The sequence below is a fragment of the Luteolibacter luteus genome (assembly GCF_012913485.1).
Classification (GTDB): Bacteria; Verrucomicrobiota; Verrucomicrobiia; order Verrucomicrobiales; family Akkermansiaceae; genus Haloferula; species Haloferula lutea.
This window is the reverse complement of sequence record NZ_CP051774.1, coordinates 4725919-4743541: the sequence shown is the minus strand read 5'-3', so window position 1 is coordinate 4743541 and position 17623 is coordinate 4725919. Positions and strand designations below refer to the sequence as shown.

The 17623-nt window shown below is 60.6% G+C and carries 12 protein-coding genes and 1 tRNA gene; 10 read left to right on the top strand and 3 right to left on the bottom strand.

All coding sequences use genetic code 11. The features are described 5' to 3' along the window. Positions 1-19 precede the first annotated feature (19 nt). A tRNA-Leu gene (locus HHL09_RS19605) sits at positions 20-105 on the bottom strand. Positions 106-185: 80 nt separating this feature from the next. Then, complete coding sequence (locus HHL09_RS19600) at positions 186-497, bottom strand: DUF6172 family protein (RefSeq protein WP_169456323.1); 312 nt, start codon at positions 495-497, stop codon at positions 186-188. Positions 498-614: 117 nt separating this feature from the next. On the opposite strand from HHL09_RS19600, the gene HHL09_RS19595 reads away from it, so the two are divergent. The 7 genes from HHL09_RS19595 to HHL09_RS19565 all read left to right on the top strand — a co-directional run bounded on the left by HHL09_RS19595 (position 615) and on the right by HHL09_RS19565 (position 11470). After that, positions 615-1889, top strand: coding sequence for a hypothetical protein (locus HHL09_RS19595; RefSeq protein WP_169456322.1), 1275 nt, complete (start codon positions 615-617; stop codon positions 1887-1889). A 9-nt stretch (positions 1890-1898) separates the two neighbouring features. Further along, positions 1899-4682, top strand: coding sequence for a [protein-PII] uridylyltransferase (gene glnD, locus HHL09_RS19590; protein ID WP_169456321.1), 2784 nt, complete (start codon positions 1899-1901; stop codon positions 4680-4682). Between the two features lie 392 nt (positions 4683-5074). Continuing rightward, positions 5075-5560, top strand: coding sequence for a hypothetical protein (locus HHL09_RS19585; RefSeq protein WP_169456320.1), 486 nt, complete (start codon positions 5075-5077; stop codon positions 5558-5560). A 274-nt stretch (positions 5561-5834) separates the two neighbouring features. After that, a complete protein-coding gene (locus HHL09_RS19580) occupies positions 5835-7919 on the top strand; it encodes a TonB-dependent receptor family protein (RefSeq protein WP_169456319.1) in 2085 nt (694 codons plus the stop codon). A gap of 162 nt (positions 7920-8081) precedes the next feature. Beyond that, positions 8082-8795: a PepSY domain-containing protein gene (locus HHL09_RS19575; protein ID WP_169456318.1), complete on the top strand. Its 714-nt coding sequence runs from the start codon at positions 8082-8084 to the stop codon at positions 8793-8795. Positions 8796-9212: 417 nt separating this feature from the next. After that, positions 9213-10430: a hypothetical protein gene (locus HHL09_RS19570; protein ID WP_169456317.1), complete on the top strand. Its 1218-nt coding sequence runs from the start codon at positions 9213-9215 to the stop codon at positions 10428-10430. Beyond that, on the top strand, positions 10430-11470 hold the full coding sequence (locus tag HHL09_RS19565; RefSeq protein ID WP_169456316.1) for a hypothetical protein: 1041 nt from the start codon (positions 10430-10432) through the stop codon (positions 11468-11470). The genes HHL09_RS19570 and HHL09_RS19565 overlap by 1 nt, the downstream gene beginning before the upstream one ends. Before the next feature lie 59 nt (positions 11471-11529). Here the strand turns inward: HHL09_RS19565 and HHL09_RS19560 are convergent, their stop codons facing one another. Then, on the bottom strand, positions 11530-15102 hold the full coding sequence (locus HHL09_RS19560) for a PVC-type heme-binding CxxCH protein (RefSeq protein WP_169456315.1): 3573 nt from the start codon (positions 15100-15102) through the stop codon (positions 11530-11532). Between the two features lie 155 nt (positions 15103-15257). Between HHL09_RS19560 and HHL09_RS19555 the strand changes: the two genes are divergently transcribed. The 3 genes from HHL09_RS19555 to HHL09_RS19545 all read left to right on the top strand — a co-directional run bounded on the left by HHL09_RS19555 (position 15258) and on the right by HHL09_RS19545 (position 17551). Then, complete coding sequence (locus tag HHL09_RS19555) at positions 15258-15989, top strand: AraC family transcriptional regulator (RefSeq protein ID WP_169456314.1); 732 nt, start codon at positions 15258-15260, stop codon at positions 15987-15989. An 89-nt stretch (positions 15990-16078) separates the two neighbouring features. Beyond that, positions 16079-16861 (top strand): protein-disulfide reductase DsbD domain-containing protein, encoded by a 783-nt coding sequence (locus HHL09_RS19550; protein ID WP_169456313.1) that lies wholly within the window; start codon positions 16079-16081, stop codon positions 16859-16861. 81 nt (positions 16862-16942) lie between these two features. Next, the gene (locus tag HHL09_RS19545; protein WP_169456312.1) at positions 16943-17551 is read left to right on the top strand and encodes a redoxin family protein; all 609 of its coding nucleotides are present in this window, start codon (positions 16943-16945) and stop codon (positions 17549-17551) included. Positions 17552-17623: the final 72 nt, after the last annotated feature.

Here is a 17623-nt window from a genome sequence, read left to right as displayed (position 1 = left end):
AACTCATCATAATTCAAAGTGCCACCGGCCGGACTCGAACCGGCACGCAGGTTACCCTGCAACGGATTTTAAGTCCGCGGCGTCTACCGATTCCGCCACGGTGGCATCTTGATCCACGATCCTTTCAGGACCTGTCAACCCGGCGCGAAGGATGATCATTCCCTGCCGGGAGTCTAGCCCTTCCCTCAGGATCCGCTTTCTTCCGTACTCTTTTTCGCACGTAGGCCCGGCTTGGCCAGGATCTCCACGTAGACGGACGGACATCCCTCCTTCACCGCGTCCTCCACCGCTCGCTCCACGTCGGCGGAATGCCTTGCCTCGGGGACCGCGTCCCCCTTCCCCACCTTGCAATCGAAATCCCAGAAATCCGCACCCTCGGGCAGCGGCTTGCGTCGCTCCCGCTTCAGATACTTGCGAAGCTCATGCTTGATCGCTTCAAGCGCCCGTTCCGGCTTCGGGTCTGTTCCGTCACTGGCGAGCGGGAATGTCTTCTTCATGGGCTGGCTTGTGGTCTCCCCCCGGCGTTTTGTCCACTGCTGAATCTCTCCCGGAAAAGCACCGCAATTCCGGACCTCGGACCTTGTAAATCACGCCTTTTCAAATAGTAAGAAATCGTGCGTCTTGCCTGCAAACCGTCTTTCCAAAGTCATCCGGCGCTCGGCATCATTCTTTCCATCGTTTTGCCGGCATCGGCAGAAGTCAGGGTGCAGCCACCAGTCCCGATCACCCACCGGGTCCAGGTCCAACCTATCCGCGTCACGAGAAACGACGGGATCACGATGGCCACCACCTTTGGAGACAGCGCCACCACCCTCTACATCCAGCGGCAGGTGAATGCCATCTGGGCCCAAGCCGGCGTCCGGATCGATTGGCTGCCTTTTGTGAACTACCCGAGTAACTTCGCCTATCAAGGATCCGGAAACTACGAGGTGGAAGCGCGGCCGGAGGGGGACCTGGCTATCATCGTCGACAGCGCAGGCTCCCCGCCGAAAAGCACCAGCGCGATCGTGATCAACATGTTCTTTGTCGAGATCGCCCCGACCTACCCCCACGAAGATGACAACGTCTCCGCCGGAGCCGCTTTCGTCGACTCGAACGGCTCTGCCATTCACGTCGGGGCCAATCACCTGACCGGGGCCGATGGTTGGGACATCATCGCTGCCGTCGCCGCTCGTCAGATCGGCTTCAATCTTGGGCTCAATGTCCACACCGCATCGACCGACAACCTCATGGTCAAAAACGGCGGGACCACCGAGTATCTGACCGAGGAACAGAAAAACATCATCTTCACCGACGACCCCGGCACGGACGGCTTCGACATGCTGCAGGTGGCTCCGCCGACCAATTATTCACAATGGGCCTTGGCAAACGGCCTCCAGGGCGGACCTGAAGACGATGATGACGGGGACAACATCAAGAACGTCATCGAGTTCATGCTCACCTTGGACCCCCGGGCCCCCAGCATGCTCCCCACTCCGATCGCCGGGTCTTCCGGCCTGACATGGACCCTCAACAAAAACCCCGCCGCAGCCGAAGATGGCCTCTTCTATCAGGTCCAGTCCGGCACCAATCTCACCTCTTGGGTCAATGCCGGGGAAGATGGCTCCAGCATCTTGATGACTGACAATGCCACCACCCTGATGGTCCGGCTGAATCCGGGCGTGGAAAAGAAATTCATGCGCTTCAAGGTAGACACCTCACCCGTCTTGCCAGCGATTGCCTCCCCCCTCCTGCTCTCCCGCACTACCACCTCTGCGAAAGTCGCACCCGCAGGACGGCGTGCAAAATTGCGGACTTCGGCCACCTCCCGGAATGACTCGTTATCAGCAGTCCGCAGGGCTTGTTCGAAATCTATCCACAGGTTATTCACAAGCTTTCGATTCCCGTAGTTCCCCGTCTTGACCATCGCGGAAATCGACGCACCCTGCACGCACCGGATGTCTGCCCATTTGAAAACGCTTCAGGCCCACGCCAAGACGGCTCTCAAACCCGCCGTCCAGGGCCACCTCTCCCCAGCCGAACGGATCGCGCTCTACCGCCGTTTCCTCAAGATTGAGGAGCATCGGATCAAGCTGCGCCACCGCGCCGGGGCGGGCGGACTGGAGATCGCAAATGCCCGGGCGGAGCTGCTGGATGTCGTGCTGCGCTCGCTCTTCGACCTCGCCCTTTCCAAGCGCAAGGAGGCACCGGTGCTCGCCCTCGTCGCCCTCGGCGGCTACGGCCGCGGCACGCTGAATCCGGGGTCGGACATTGATCTCTTGTTCCTCCTGCCCCGTGCCTCGAACAAGCTTCCGGAAGACCTCTCCGCCCTCGTCCAGGAAATCCTCTACCTCATGTGGGACGTCGGTTTCAAGGTAGGCCACGCCTGCCGCTCGATCGCCGAGTGCGTGGAGCAGGCCAAAGCCGACCAGCAGAACAAGACCGCACTGATCGATGCCCGTCTCATCGCGGGCGACAAGAAGCTCTTCGGCGAGTTCCAGACCCGCTTTGACAAGGAGTGCCTGACCAAGGGCCAGGAAGCGTTCTTCGAGCTGCGTCGCCAGGACCTGCGCACCCGCCACCAGAAGTTCTCCAAGACCGTCTTCCTCCAGGAGCCGAACGTGAAGGAAGGCTGCGGCGGCATGCGGGACTATCACAATATCCGCTGGGTCGCCCGCGTGAAGCGCGGCACCACGGACCTGCGCAAGCTCGTCGATGACAAGCTCCTCACCGCCACCGCGCTCCGGAAGATCGAGGCCGCCTACGATTTCCTGAACCGCGTGCGGAATGAGCTGCACTACCAGGCCGGCCGCGGCAGCGACCAACTCACCCTGCGCCTTCAAGGCGTGGTCGCCACCGATTTCCACTATCCGGAACGCAGCATCCTGCGCCGCACGGAGACCTTCATGCGGGACTACTACCGCCATACCCGCAGCCTCTATCAGCACACGAATTCGCTGATGGAAGCCTTCGAGATCGAGCAGGAGGAAATGGCCGTCACGGGCCTGAAGTCCTTCCTCATGCTCCGCTCGAAGAAACGCGAGGAGTTCGATAGCTTCATCGCGCGCGATGGCCGCATCTATCCGCTGAACAACGAGATCTTCGATGAGGATCCCAACCGCATGATGCGGATGTTCCAGCAAACCCAGCTCCGTGGTCTGCGCCTCAGCCCGCCGATGCGGCGCCTTATCAAGGCCCACCGCGAGGACATTGATCGCCCTTTCCGCTACTCGAAGGCGAATCGCGAAACCTTCCAGGCAATACTCGAGCGGAAGGGCGATGTCGCGCGCACGCTGCGCCAGATGCATCGCGTGGGTTTCCTCGGCCGCTATTTGCCGGAGTTCGGCGCGCTCGATTGCCTCGTGCAGCACGAATTCTTTCATCGCTACACCGCCGACGAGCATACCTTGCGCTGCATCGAGGAGCTGGATGCCCTGGTCGGCACCGATGACCCGAAGAAGGAAATCTACCGCCGCCTCTTCCATGAGGCGCAGGATCCCTATGCGCTCTATCTCGCGCTGATCCTTCACGACACCGGTCGCGCGGAAAACGTCCGCGAGCACACGGACGGTTCCGCCATGCTGGCTTCACGCCTCTGCAATCGCCTGCAGGTGCACGGACCGCGCCGCACCTTGATCATGTTCCTGGTGGATCACCACCTGACCTTTTGGCGCTTCGCCACCACGCGGAATATCGAGGACCCGGACGTGGTCGCCGAGTTCGCGCGCATCGTGAAAACGAAGGAGCGCCTCGATCTGCTGCTGCTCTTTAGCTACGCCGACTCGAACGGGACGAATACCGAGACCTGGTCGAGCTGGAAGGAGACCCTCATGCTCCAGCTTCACTCCAGCACCCGCATCTTCCTGAAAGAGGGCAAGGAACGCTACACAGCGTCCATCCGCTCGGAGAAAAAGGACCTGAAGGAACAGGTGAAGGGCCAGCTCAAGGATGAGGAAGATCCCGCGGTGGACGAGCACTTCCGCCGCATGCCGGATTCCTATTTCCGTTTCCGCGATGCAGCTTCGGTCGCCGCCCACGTGAAAGCCGTGCTCCGCTTGGAGCCGAAGAAGGACGAGGATGTCTTCGACTGCTCGCTGCAGTGGATCGACATGCCGGAGAAGGGCTATACCGAATTGGTCATCGCCACACATGACCGGCCGCTGCTGTTGGAAAAGATCTGCTGCGCCCTCGCTTCCGAGGAATTGAACATTCTCTCCGCGGACTTCTTCACCCGTACCGACGGCGTGGTGCTGGATATCTTCCGCGTCTGCACCACAAACTTCGAGCCCGTCTCCGACCTCGCGCTGCGGAAGCGCTTGTCGACCACCTTGAAGGAAGTGGGCCTTCTGGAAAAGTACGAGCACGCCCGCTACTTCCGTCGCCGCCCGAACTTGCTACGGCCGAAGGACGATCACGGCATGGCCTTCCCGGTACGCGCCTATGTCTCGAACGATCTGCATCCAAACTGCACCGCCATCGAGATCCAGGCCGTGGACCGCATCGGCTTGCTGCACGATCTCTTCCACGCGATCAACACCCATGGACTGAACACCGCCAATGCACGCATCTCGACCGAGAAGGGCGCGGCGATGGATACCTTCTATGTGACCACCCGCGATGGCGAGAAAGTCGGGGATGATGCACTCTTGGATCGCCTCCAACACAGCATCGAAGACTTGATCGGCAAAAAAGACGGCCAATAGGCAGGTTTCAAACACAACAGCCCGCAAATTGGGAATAATTGCGAAAAACTTTCCGCGTTTTCAGGCAATTTAGTCCTCGCCAAAAGACTCGATCCGGGCATTTTCGCTGAACCGTTTGCAGTGCACTCACACAGCAACGGCAAAGCCGGACCAAGCGGCTTGTCACATTGCTCGATACTGAATTCCGGGGGGACTTCAGCCGACACGACAAGACGGCGTGGTTCGCAAAAACCAGAAAGAACGTGAGTCGGAGTTCCGGGGGGGATAACGGCTCACGTTCTTCTGCTTTACGGGGAGGGCACGGGTACCCTTTCGCCACTCGCGATATTTTCTTTCGTGCCGGCGCAGGAGAGCATCCTCGGGAGGGAAAGCACTGGTCTCGCTTCCACACTTTGACCTTGCGCGTTCTCGCCCTGCTCCCTACCCCTCCACCCATCCTTGCGCTTCGAACACGGTCTCTCACCCTGAAGAAGCTTTTCCAGATCCTTTTGGTTTCACTCGGCTGCCTGCACCTCGCGGGAGGGCCCTATTCCCTCATGCAGGTGTATGCATGGGCAGGAATGTTGGTGAGCTATTCCAAACATGAAGGCCTGCTGCAGGGAGCCAAGGATACCTTCAGCGGAGAAAAGCCCTGCGCTCTCTGTTGCAAGATCGCCGAGGCAAAAAAGGCGGATGGCTCCCAGGAGAAGAAAGACGTCCCGCTGCCGTCGTCCATCAGCGCGGGAAAGATCCTTCAGGACTTCTTGCCATGTGAACTCGTCTCGCTGAAGCCGCCGCGCTTCACGAAAAGTTCCGCCATTTCGTTTCCGGGCCTCTGCGTGCCCGTTGAAACCGCGGGAGCCTCACCGCCGGTCCCGCCGCCGAGGATCATCGCCTGAGGTGTAGGCCGTCCTGACCAACCGGCGAGGAACAGGTGCATTCCGCCCTACATGGGCCTTCGTGTCCTCTCCCCGCCACGCTCCGCGGCTTCTGCTTCGTCATGCCCGCACGACGCTTTCCGGCCTCGCACAACCGGTTAATCCCGGAAGCGCAAGGATAAGGGGCCGGCCTCCCGTCGGGGAGACTCATGAGCACCCGGCGGGAGGAATCCTTCCTCTCCTTTCTTTTTTTCATCATCTCTCACGCATCGCGTCCGCGCGGTGCCTTTGACCCATGCACGCTTTTCAAGTTTTCAGCCTCACCACCGCCGCCCTGAGCGGCATCCTCATTCAGAACTCCTTTGCAGAGGAGAAACCCCACCAGCTCGACGAAATGGTCGTCGAGGCCACTCCCGCAGGCAAAAAGGAATCCCCTTCCCTGACCGTTCCCACGGTGAAGGATAGCCGTGCCGATCTCGAAAAGACGCCCGGTGGCGTCGAAGTCGTCGATGCCGAGCGCTATCTCACGGGTCGCGCCAGCACCGTTGCGGATACCTTTGCCCTCTCCGCCGGGGTCTTCGCCCAGCCGCGCTTCGGCTCGGATGAAGCCCGGCTTTCCATCCGCGGCTCGGGCCTCCAGCGTACCTTCCACGGTCGCGGTATCCGCCTCCTCCAGGACGGCGTGCCGCTGAATCTTGCGGACGGTGGCTTCGACTTCCAGGCGCTCGATCCACTATCCGCTTCGTACATCAATGTCTGGCGCGGCGGAAATGCCCTCGCCTATGGCTCCTCCACTCTCGGCGGCGCGATCGATTACATCACGCATACCGGCCTCACTTCTCCGGGCTACTCGGCACGCCTCGAGGCCGGCTCCTTCGGCTACTTCCGCGCACGCCTCGCAGGCGGCTTCAGCGAAGGTTCGCGCGATCTCTACTTCAGCCTCTCGCAGGCATCCCAGGATGGCTTCCGGGATCATTCTGCTCAGAACAACCAGCGCCTCTTCGCCAACTTCGGGTGGAAGATCGCGGACAACATCGAAACGCGCCTCTACCTCACCTCCGTCTTCACCGACTCGGAGCTTCCCGGAAACCTGACCAAGGCCCAGTTGGAGACAGACCCCGAACAAGCGGGACTCACCCAGATCATCGGAGACCAGAAGCGTGACTTCCAGCTCTTCCGGCTCGCGAGCAAGACCACCGTAACGAACGGGAACACCTCGCTCGATTTCATCGGCGCATGGACCTACAAGGATCTCGATCACCCTATCTTCCAAGTCGTCGACCAGCGTTCGAACGATGGATTGTTAGGTCTGACCCTGACGAATACCGATGAGCTCTTCGGTCGCGAACAACGCTTTCGCGCAGGTGTGATGTTCACGCGCGGGGAGACCGACGCCGCCAACTACTTGAACGTCGGCGGGGACCGCGGCGCGCTCGTCCAGAAGAACGATCAGATCGCGACCAATCTGGAAGCCTTCGTGGAAAGCCAGCTGGAACTCGGGGCCGGATTCACGGGGATCCTCGGCGCCGCCGCTTCCCACAATGAACGCGAGAACCGCCGCGTGTTCGGCCCCACACCGCCGAACAGCAGCTATGACCGGAGCTACGATGACTTCGCACCGAAGGTAGGCCTGCGCTGGGATGCCAATGAAGAGAAGAGCATCCAAGTCTACGCCAATGTGAGCGGAAGCTACGAGCCACCTTCCTTCAGCGAATCGGGTACCGCCGTGGTCGCGACCGAAGCACAGGATGCACTCACCTATGAAATCGGCACCCGCGGCACCCACCGCTTCGCCCGCTGGGATCTCTCGCTCTACCACGCGGATATCGAGAATGAGCTGCTCACCATCCAGATCCCGCCAGGCGGCGGTGCCACCGGCACGATCAATGCCAACGATACCATCCACCAGGGTGTTGAGCTCGCTGGAGAGATCGATCTGCTGGGGGCGGCATGGGAGGAAAACCCCGCACATCGCCTCGTTTTCCGCAGTGCTTGGACCTACGGCAGCTATCGCTTCGACAACGATCCGATCTACGGAGACAACTACATTGCTGGACTTCCCAAGCACCTCATCCGCGGCGAACTGACCTGGGAAAACGATTGCGGCTGGTATGCCGGCCCCACCTTCGAGTGGGTCCCATCCGACGCCTTCATCGACCATGCCAATACCTTCTCGGCTGATAGCTACGCGCTTCTCGGCTTCAAGCTGGGCCGCCGTGTCGACGAGGGCATCTCTTGGTTCATCGAGGGCAAGAACCTCACCGACGAACGCTACGCTGCCACTACGGGAGTCATTGAAGACGCCAACGGTAGCGACCAAGCCCAGTTCCTCCCCGGAGATGGCCGCGGCGTCTACGCCGGCATCGAAGTGAAGTGGTAACAGACATCGCCCCCCAAAAAACCAGACAATCGTCGACAGTTTGCCTGTCCTCCAATGCCCCAACGGGGCGACCGTCGATAGCCCGGGGCCAGCGCCTAGCGCGCATCCCCGGGTTAACGACGCTATAACCTTTCCAAAAACACCACTCTCACAATCGTCACCATGAAATCCGCATGGATCCGCAAGGCCCACCGCTGGCTCGGGCTTGTCTTCAGTATCACCCTGCTCATGTCGTCCGGCAGCGGCGTCCTGCACATCGTGATGACGCGCACCCAGCAAGCTCCACCGCCCGCCCGACCCTCGGGCGGTGGCCTGGAGCCCGCGTCCATCCAAGTCTCCTTGGCTGATGCAACATCCGCCTCCGGCGGAACCGGTCCCGTGATGGCCGCAAACATCCGCGCCATCTCCGGTGCTCCCTGCTACCAGCTCTTCTTCCCCGGCGAAAAGACACCTCGCTACGTCGATGCCACTACCGGGAAAGCCGACCCGCAGCTTGAGGAAACATACGCCTCACAAATCGCTTCCAGCTTCTTGGGTGGAGCGGAGGTGAAAAAGACCGGTTATCTGGAAGACTTCAACGACGAGTACATCAACATCTTCCGCATCCTGCCCGTCCATCGCTTTGATGTCGCCGATGGCAAGGGCACGCGCGTCTATGTTTCCACCGTGACCGGCAGCGTCACCCGCCACACCGATGACTCGAAGCAATTCGAAGCAAGCGCCTTTACCCGGTTCCACAAGTTCGGCTTCATCACCAACAAGGACCTGCGCGACTGGCTGCTCGGCGGCGTCACTGGAGCCGTCTTCTTCGTCTCCCTGCTCGGCATCTGGCTCTTCTTCCTCACCCGCCCCAAAAAGCGGAAGCTCGAAGCCTGAGCCCGAACCAGGCAAATTTCTAAATTCTAGAGCCCCAACGGGCGACGACAGGGAGATAGGCTAGGGTGAGCGCGCAGCGCGCAACCTTGGTATTCACCACATCACTTCCCCTGTCCCCGTTTCGGCCGACCTTGGCAGTGGAAACCAACCCCTGCATGCGCCAAACTTCCCTCCAGCATGCTTTCCCCACACCATTCTATTTCACTCCGCATTCCCCACTTCGACGTCCACCGCTGGAAGTTCGATGTTCGCCCCCTCTCCCACCTGTTATTTTCCCAGTTATAACAGGCGGAACAGGCGTAAAATTCCAAGGATCATCCCGAAACCCCGACTCATCGTTCCCTCTCCCTCTCCCTCTCCCTCTCCCCTTCTGGACAGTCTTCAAAACTCCTGATAGCCCTCAAATCCTATCTTGAGATGAACTCCCTTTCCCGCGCCTCTGCCATAACCTGCGTTCTGATCGCGGGTTTTGCGGCGGGTAGATTCGCCAGCCAACCGAAAAATCCCGAGGCACCAACTGCTACCCTCGAACCTTCGAAACTCGGGCCAGCCCGCGAAACCTCGGCCGACGACTCCACCGATGCCGCCCTGTGCCGCATCGCTGCGGGCGATCTCTCCGCTGCACGAAAGCGCATCGCAACCCTGCTCTCCCAACCGGAGTGGGACATGGCCGAAATGATCAGGCTACTCGCCGCCATCGCCCGGCGGGATGGAAAGAGCTTTGACGAAATCGTCGCCACCCTCCCCGAGGGTAACAAGCGCAACACTGCCGTCGCTTGGACACTCGATGCCTTGGCTTCGGACTACGGGCTGGTTCTCCAACTCCTGGCTGAATCCACTGAGATCTCTCGTGTCGGCTTGGATCACAGGATCCACATCACCTCCGCGGCCATCATCGATGACCCGCAGACCTTCGCCGAACTGATCGAGAACGGAAAGCTATCTTGGTCGAGTGAAACCTTCGTCAACGTCCTCAGGCGCACCTCCGTCGACTCCAAGGTCGCCGCCGAGGTGATCAAGCTCTGCAACAGCGGAAAGATCGTCGTCGACAAGAACAAGATCCTCCCGGTACTCGCGATGCAACTCTTCAAGCCCGATCTTGAGAAGCTCGCCGCGGACAGCGGACAACCGGAGGTGATGGCTGTCCTCCAACAAGAGCTGAAGGACCGTCCTTTCTTCGAGAATCCGGACGCCAATCCCGACGGATGGAAGGAGATCAGCGAGAGCCGCCTCTCCAGGGGAGTGAGCGACTTGGCCGAGTCCCAATGGATGACCACCATTCCTTGGAGCGACATCCCCGCGAGCGTCCGGCCCAAGCTCTCCCAAGCCTTGGTCGAATCCGGATCCATCACTAGAACCCTCGACTCCCTGAAGGCAGCACCTCTGGCTTCCGAGGAGAAAAACGCCATGTTGAAGTCAGCCGCGGAGTATCTCTTCTCCAACGGCGACGTGAACCAGGCCGTCGATTTCGCCAATGCCATCTCCACTTCCGAGGATGGCTCGAATGCCGGCCAAGACCTCATCGTGAGCTGGGTTAGCTATGATCCGGCCCGCGCAAAGGCCTATGTCGACAAGGTGGGCTCCACCCCGCTGAGCGATCGGATCCAGAAGCGAATCCTCGAAGTCAGCCCCTGATGAAGCCCGTAAACATTCGCTTCCACCTCCTTCTCGCTGCCCTCGGAGCTGCGGGCTTCGCCGCCGGCTATATCCGCCCGGGCAAGGCGACGACTCCCGTAGCAAAGCCATCGATCTCCCATTCGCGGGCCGATGATGTGCTGCGTTCCGGCGATCCTGAAGCCATGGCGAAGGCCATGGCTGATCTCGCGCAGGAAGATCCCGCAGCCTACTTGAAGAGCATCTCCCGCTTTCCTGCGATTGATAGCAGAAGCGAAGGCCTTAAAGCAGCGGCAGCCAAGCTGGCAACTCTCGATCCGAAGCTGGCCGCCGGGACGCTCAACAGCATCTCCGATTGGAAACTTCGCGGTGAAGCATGGCACGAATACCTGAAGCACCTCGAACACCTGCCACTCCGGAAGAGGATCGAGGTCGCCATGCTCGCAAAGGACAGGCCGGACATTCTTGTGAGCCAGGCCGTGATTCAACCCGCGTTGCGAAAAGACCTTGAGGGCACCCTCTCGGAACTCTCGGCGACGGATGAGTTCCCCGGCTATTACACCACAGCCCTCTACTACGCTTCCCAAGCACGTCCTGACGTGGCCATCAGGAGGATTCGGGAGGCGATCGCAAATGGGGAGCTTCCCCCAAACAGCGCCAACGACATCGTGGAGAATCTCTGCCAGAGCGGAAAGATTGCCGACTTGGCGGACTGGATGAAAGACGCCAGCTGGCCGCAAGGACTCGCCGTCAACGAGTGGATGGCCGGAGGCTTTTCGGCTGTCGGCCCGGAAAAGAAGGATAGGATGATCGATGTCATCACAACGCTTCCAGACATCCGTAAGAATGCCATCCTCTCGGGTCTCCCCTTGGAGGACTGCGATGCCGATCAAGCGGCCAGAGTGGTGAATGCCATCGACTCGGTGGAGCTCCAGGAAAAGGTCCTCACCAGCTGGCTCTCCGAGAACCGCAGCACCGAGGAGATCACCAGGATGTCGGAGACACTCACCAGCAGCCGGACCTTGTCGCTATTGCAATATCTCTCCACCGCGAACCGCTAAAAAAACGGCGGCAGGATCACTCCCGCCGCCGTTGAATTTGATCGGATTGATTCCACCCATCAGTGGCCCAGTTCCTTCGCCGTCCACGGCGTGGTGCGATCCTTGAACTTGGTGCGGATATCCTTCACCTGCGCTGGCGTCACGGCAGGCAGGTCGTTCGACCAACTCTGGCGCACGTAGGTCAGCACATCGGAGACCTTCTGGTCATCGAGGTCGATGAGCGGCGGCATCACGTTGGTGAACTCCTGACCGGACACCTTCACCGGGCCTTGCAGGCCATGCACGATGATCCGGATCGCCACGCTCGGGTCCTCGACCAGCCAGTCCGAACCATCAAGCGGAGGGAAAGCGCCCGCCACACCCTTGCCATCGGGACCGTGACAAGCGATGCAAGTCAGTCCGTAGATCGCGGCCCCGCGCTCATGCACGGCGGAATCCGGCTTGTTCTTCTTGTCCTTTGTCGGAGCCGGAGCCGCAGGCTTCGTGTTGAGCTGGGCCAGCAGCTTCTTGGCGAAGCCACCTTCGGACTTACCGATCTCATCGGCCAGCGCCTGCTTGGCAGCCGCATCACCGGTAGTCGAGAAACGGGCCGCCACTTGATCCAGCATGCCGGCAAGACCGGAACCACCGGCAATCTCCGTGAGCGAGATGTCATCATACCAAGCCGTGCCGGTGGCACCGCCGTAGCCGCCAAAGAGGCAGTGGACGAGAAGCTCGGAACGGTCGCCCGTTTCGACATCGGTGGAAACTTGAGTCCAATCCTTTGTTCCCTTCACGCCCTGCGTGCGCTCGCCACCATGGACGTTGAGCAGCGCGCCCGGGCCGTCACCGGCAGGCTTGAGATCCTGCGTCTTGATCCAGGCGGACAGGCGGTAGCGCGTGCGTTGCTTCACCTTGACCGTCACGGCAGCTCCGCAGTCGGAGTTCTTCGCGGAGGAGATCGATAGCGCCATGCTGCCCTCGCGGCCATCTGGAGAAGCGGTGAGCTTCACGCCATCACGGTCACCCACGTAGAAGCGCAGGTCCGTCCAGTTGGCAGGCTTGCCACCGGCGACATCGGAGAAGTCCGGGTTTGGCATGAGGTTCGGCATCTCGGCTGCGGCCTGGCTGCCTCCGAAGCCCGCCGCCACCGCTGCAGCCAGCACGCCCGGTGCCTGACGGTTCGCGGCGATCTGCCAGCCGTCCTTCAATGGGGTATCTTGGGAGATCTTCGACTCGTTCGCGGTGATGAGAGCAAAGAGTGCCTTGCCCACTTCCACATCCACCGGACCACGGGAGATCGCAACCATCGCATCGGCGAGGTCGCGGGCGTCCTCGATCTGGAACTTGCCGTCCACGATCAAGCCTTCTTTCAGCTGCTGCGGGGTGCCGCAGATGATCCCCGCACGACGCACCGCACGGACCTTCGAAGCAAGTGCTTGGCTGATCGTGGAAGGCTCCAGGGCATTCAGTCCGGCCAGCGCGTAGATCGCATGGGCAGCTGCCCGATCACCGCCAGCAGCCACTTCCGTGAGCTTCGGAGCGAACACCTTGTTGCCGCTTTCGATCAGCAGGCGCTGGGCATGCAGGCGCCAGAAGAGGTTCGGATGATTCAGGCCGGCCAGCAAGGTCGCCGGCTTCTCCGGATCGAGTCCAGGATTACTGTCATCCGGCGAACCGCCCGGGTAGATCCGGTAAATGCGGCCGAACTTGGTATCGCGCAGCGGAGTCTCATAGGCATTGCCCTTGCCGTTGCGTGCATCAAGGCCGGAGGATCCTTTACTTGGGGTTGGGTTGTGCTGGATGATCAGGTTGTACCAATCGCACATCCACACTGCACCATCGGGACCGACTTCGGCACAGACCGGGCCGGACCACGCATCGGCGCTGTTGTAGATATTGTTGTTCGACTGCACGGACTTGAAGCCCGCGCCTTCGCGGCTGACCTCGAAGACCCCCGCCAGCTTGCCGGTACCTTCCGTGACAAAGGCGGTCTTCTCACGCCACGCTTCCGGGAAGCGCTCGGCGGTGTAGAAAGCATGACCTGCACCCGCGGTGTAGCGGTCGAACTGGTCGACCTGCCGGATATCCATCGAGCTCGGATTGAAGATCGGATTGCTGTCCGCACGCGGCGTGCGCGGTGTCTGCAAACCCGCGGCATCGTAGTCTGCCTTCGGATGCGTCAGGTAGAAGGACGGGTTGCCATTCGCGGTGGAACCCATGATGTCGAAATCCGACGTGGTGCCGAGGCCCCAGGTATTGTTCGTGGTCGGCTGGAGATACTCCAGCTTGGAGCCATCCGGCTTGAAGCGGAAGACACCTTGGTTGAACTGATGTTGGACGCCACCCACCGTGCCCTTGAAGCCGGAGTAACCAATTGTCGCGTAGATCCAGCCATCGTGGCCGTAGCGCAGGTTCGACACGCCGGCGTGGGTATCACCCATGTTGAAGCCGGTGAAGAGGACCTCGCGGACATCAGCCTTGTCGTCGCCGTTGGTGTCCTTGAGGAACAGCATGTCGGATCCGTTCGTGCAGATCACCCCGCCATTGGCAAAGACGAGCGAGGTCGGGATCGAGAGCTTGTCGGCGAAGGTCGTGAACTTGTCGGCGCGGCCGTCATTGTCCTTGTCTTCGGCGATGATGATCTTGTCGTTGCCGATATTCCCCTCATGCAGGTTGTTCGGGTAATCGACAGTCTGGATAACAAAGGCGCGGCCCTTGTGATCCCAGTTCACAAAGATCGGGTTCACGATGTCCGGCTCGGAGGCGAACAGCGCCAGCTCGAAGCCCACCGGCACTTGCGCCAGCTTCATCGACTCTTCCGGCGAGATCGGCTTCTGGGCCTTTGTGATCAGCTCGCGCTTCAGGTATCCCGGCAGCTCGACCTTTTCTTCTTCAAGCTTCGGCAGCTTCAGGTTCTGCAGCAGGCGGTATTTCTCCGGCCCCACGCTCCAGAAGATGCCGCGCTTGATGAAATCGTTGAACTCATTGAGGTCCCACACGCGGTGGTCATGGCCGGCGGCGGTGTAGAAAACGCGGCCCTTGCCCTGCTCGCGCACCCAGCTCCATGGCTCCTGGTCGCGCTTCTCGAGGATCACGCGGTCGTCGCCTTGGTTGTCGTGCTCGTAGGTTTCATCCCAGGCTTCGAAACCATCGTAGCCCTTCATGATCGGGTGGCTCTTGTTGACATTCGTCACCTTGAACACACCGGTTGTGTGGGACTTGAAGCGGCCACCGACGAGCTTGATGAACTCCGGCGAGCCTCCGTAGCAAGCGGACGCACAGTGGATCGGCAGGAAAGCTCCGCCATTGTTCACATACTCGGTCAGCGCCTTGAGCTGGCCGGCAGGCATCGGGCCGTTCTGGTCCCAATTGCCGTACATCAGGAGGGCATCGTATTTCTTCAGCGTATCGGCATTGAGCGCCTCCGCCGGATCTTCGGTGTAGGTGAAGTCGATGCCCTCGACGCCGAGGTGTTTCTTGATGCTCCGGTAGCGCGTCACCGGATCATGCGCGGCATGAGCGGCAGTGGGGGCACCAAAGAACAGGACTTCGAGACGCCTGGCTTCCGGCTTCGGAGCGACCAGGGGTTTCGCCAGCACCGCACCAAGTGCGGCCAGAGGCAGGAGGATAGAAAGACGAAGCGCGTGCATGAATATCGGTTGCAGGTGGATCAGTCGCGGTTGCCAACGTGGCCCAATCGGGCGGGTTTTCAAGCTGACGCAGAAACGCTGAGAGAGCTTGTAGGATTGCGGGAAGCACTTGTATGTTTTTGCCAGTGGACACACCCAATGACCTCCGCAAGTGGATGGAAGAGCTCCCCCCGGGACAGTTCCGCCATCTTTTCGACCACCTCCCGGGCACGCTCTTTTTCGCCAAGAACCGCGAGGGACGTCTCATGGCAGGAAACCCCGCTTTCGTGAAAAGATGCGGATTCCAGAGGGAAGACCAGATCGTCGGTCTGACGGACAAGCAGATCTTTCCTCCCCGCCTGGCCGACAAGTACCACCGGGACGATGAAAAGGTGATCACCACCAAGCAGCCCCTGCTGGGCCTGATCGAACTTTTCCCAAATTCCCAAGGCCGCCCCGAGTGGTTCATCACCGACAAGCTCCCGCTCTTCGACAAGCACGGGAATGTCTGCGGCCTCTGTGGCACCGTCCGCTCCTATGAAGAACAGCGCGCGGCCATCCAGCCCTACTTGGAGCTCGCCGAGGTGGCAGAGCACCTGAAGGCCAATTTCCGCGAGCGCTTGGAAGTCGCCGAACTGGCAGAGATCGCCGGGCTTTCGGTGCGGCAGTTCGAGCGGAAGTTCCGCAAGACCTTCCAGACGACCCCGCGCAGCTACCTGATGCGGATGCGGGTGATCAAAGCCTGCGAGCTCCTCGCGGGATCAAATCTCCCGATCACGGAGGTGGCTCTCGAAGCAGGCTTCTACGACCATAGCGACTTCTCTCGCCAATTCCGCAAGCACATGGGCCAAGCACCCACGGCCTATCGACGGGAGAAGCGCGGCGGCGGCCCGAAACTGCCTCGATAGGAGAATAAAGGTCGCGTGGTAATCTCTCACGACCGGTTGCACCTCCGAAAAACGCCTCTTAGATGCCTGCGATGAAATTCTCCTTTCTCATGGCCGCCAGCCTTCCCTTCGTGTCCACCGCCTTCGCCGGGGTGAAATCCGGCCACGCCGAGGCGGAGCTAATCAGTGGCTCAGCCTCCTACCAAGCCGGCAAACCGGTCGCGGTCGGCATCAAGCTGAAATTCGACACCGGTTGGCATGGTTACTGGATCAACCCGGGCGAAGCCGGCATGCCACTCTCCGCGAAGTGGACCCTCCCCGAAGGCTGGAAGGCCGGCGAGCTGCGCAATCCGATCCCCAAGCGATTCAAGACCGGCGAACTCTCCGGCTACGGCTACGAGGGCGAGGCCGTGTACCTCGTCGATCTCACCCCGCCCGCCGGTGCCAGTGGCGAGGCCGACTTCAAGGTGAAGCTCTCCTGGCTGACCTGCAATGACAGCGCCTGCGTGCCTGGCGATGTGGAGCTTTCCCTGAAACTTCCCGCAGGCGACGGCGCTTCCGGCCAGTCCGGCGAAGCGATTGCCGCGGCGAAAAAGAAGATGCCCGCACCTGCGAAGGACACCTCCCTGACCCTGGAGGAAAACGGGGACAACCTGACTCTCACGATCAAAGGACCGGAAAGCCTCGATCTCACCGGAGCGAAGGCTTTTCCGGCCACCCCGCAGGTCGTAGCCGACACCACGGACCTCGTTTTCGAGCGGAAAGAAGGAGTCTGGGTGGCCGAAGCACCAAAAAATGAATACGCCGAGGGCCAGATCGCTCTACTCGATATCGTCCTTTACGGGGGGAAGGTCGCCGAACCGCTCTCCGTGACGTGGCGTGCCGCAAAGTGACCGTATTTCCGTTGGACAGCACCAGCTCCCTCGGCAGGGTCATCGACGAACCTGAGAATCCCCTACCCACTGAAATTGATTATGAAACAACACACATTCCTCGGTGCCGTGGTCGGCGCCATGATCTGCAGCGCTACCGCCTGGGCCGTCGAGCCGGGTGAAGCAGCACCGGCCTTCACCGTGAAGAACACGAAGGGCGAGGAAGTTTCCCTGTCCGATTACAAGGGCAAGGTCGTGGTGCTCGAGTGGATCAACTACGAGTGCCCCTTCGTGAAGAAGCACTACGGCAGCGGCAATATCCCGAAGCTTCAGGAGACCTACACCGGCAAGGGCGTGGTTTGGCTTTCGGTGAATTCTTCGGCGGAAGGCCAGCAGGGTTACCTCGCCGGCACTGAACTCGCCGACCGCTCCAAGAAGGAAGGCAACAAGGCCAGCCAGATCGTCCTCGATGCCGATGGCAAGGTCGGCAAGGCCTACGGCGCCAAGACCACCCCTCACCTCTTCGTCATCGATAAGGAAGGCAAGGTCGCCTACAACGGCGCAATCGACTCCAAGTCCACCACCGACGTGGCTGACATCGAAACCGCCGACAGCTATATCTCCGATGCGCTTGATTCGGTCCTCGGTGGCAAGACCGTCGAGAAGGCCAAGACCCAGCCCTACGGCTGCGGCGTGAAGTACGCCAAGTAATCGGGCCATCCGGGACGAGTTCCCATTTTCGAAAGAGCCTCCGGGAGACCGGAGGCTTTTTCTTTGTCCGCA

Bases quoted from the DNA above. Each gene is read 5' to 3' on its own strand.
- HHL09_RS19600 (WP_169456323.1), bottom strand. From the start codon at position 497: ATGAAGAAGACATTCCCGCTCGCCAGTGACGGAACAGACCCGAAGCCG.
- HHL09_RS19580 (WP_169456319.1), top strand. From the start codon at position 5,835: ATGCACGCTTTTCAAGTTTTCAGCCTCACCACCGCCGCCCTGAGCGGC.
- HHL09_RS19575 (WP_169456318.1), top strand. From the start codon at position 8,082: ATGAAATCCGCATGGATCCGCAAGGCCCACCGCTGGCTCGGGCTTGTC.
- HHL09_RS19570 (WP_169456317.1), top strand. From the start codon at position 9,213: ATGAACTCCCTTTCCCGCGCCTCTGCCATAACCTGCGTTCTGATCGCG.
- HHL09_RS19565 (WP_169456316.1), top strand. From the start codon at position 10,430: ATGAAGCCCGTAAACATTCGCTTCCACCTCCTTCTCGCTGCCCTCGGA.
- HHL09_RS19560 (WP_169456315.1), bottom strand. From the start codon at position 15,102: ATGCACGCGCTTCGTCTTTCTATCCTCCTGCCTCTGGCCGCACTTGGT.
- HHL09_RS19555 (WP_169456314.1), top strand. From the start codon at position 15,258: ATGGAAGAGCTCCCCCCGGGACAGTTCCGCCATCTTTTCGACCACCTC.
- HHL09_RS19550 (WP_169456313.1), top strand. From the start codon at position 16,079: ATGGCCGCCAGCCTTCCCTTCGTGTCCACCGCCTTCGCCGGGGTGAAA.
- HHL09_RS19545 (WP_169456312.1), top strand. From the start codon at position 16,943: ATGAAACAACACACATTCCTCGGTGCCGTGGTCGGCGCCATGATCTGC.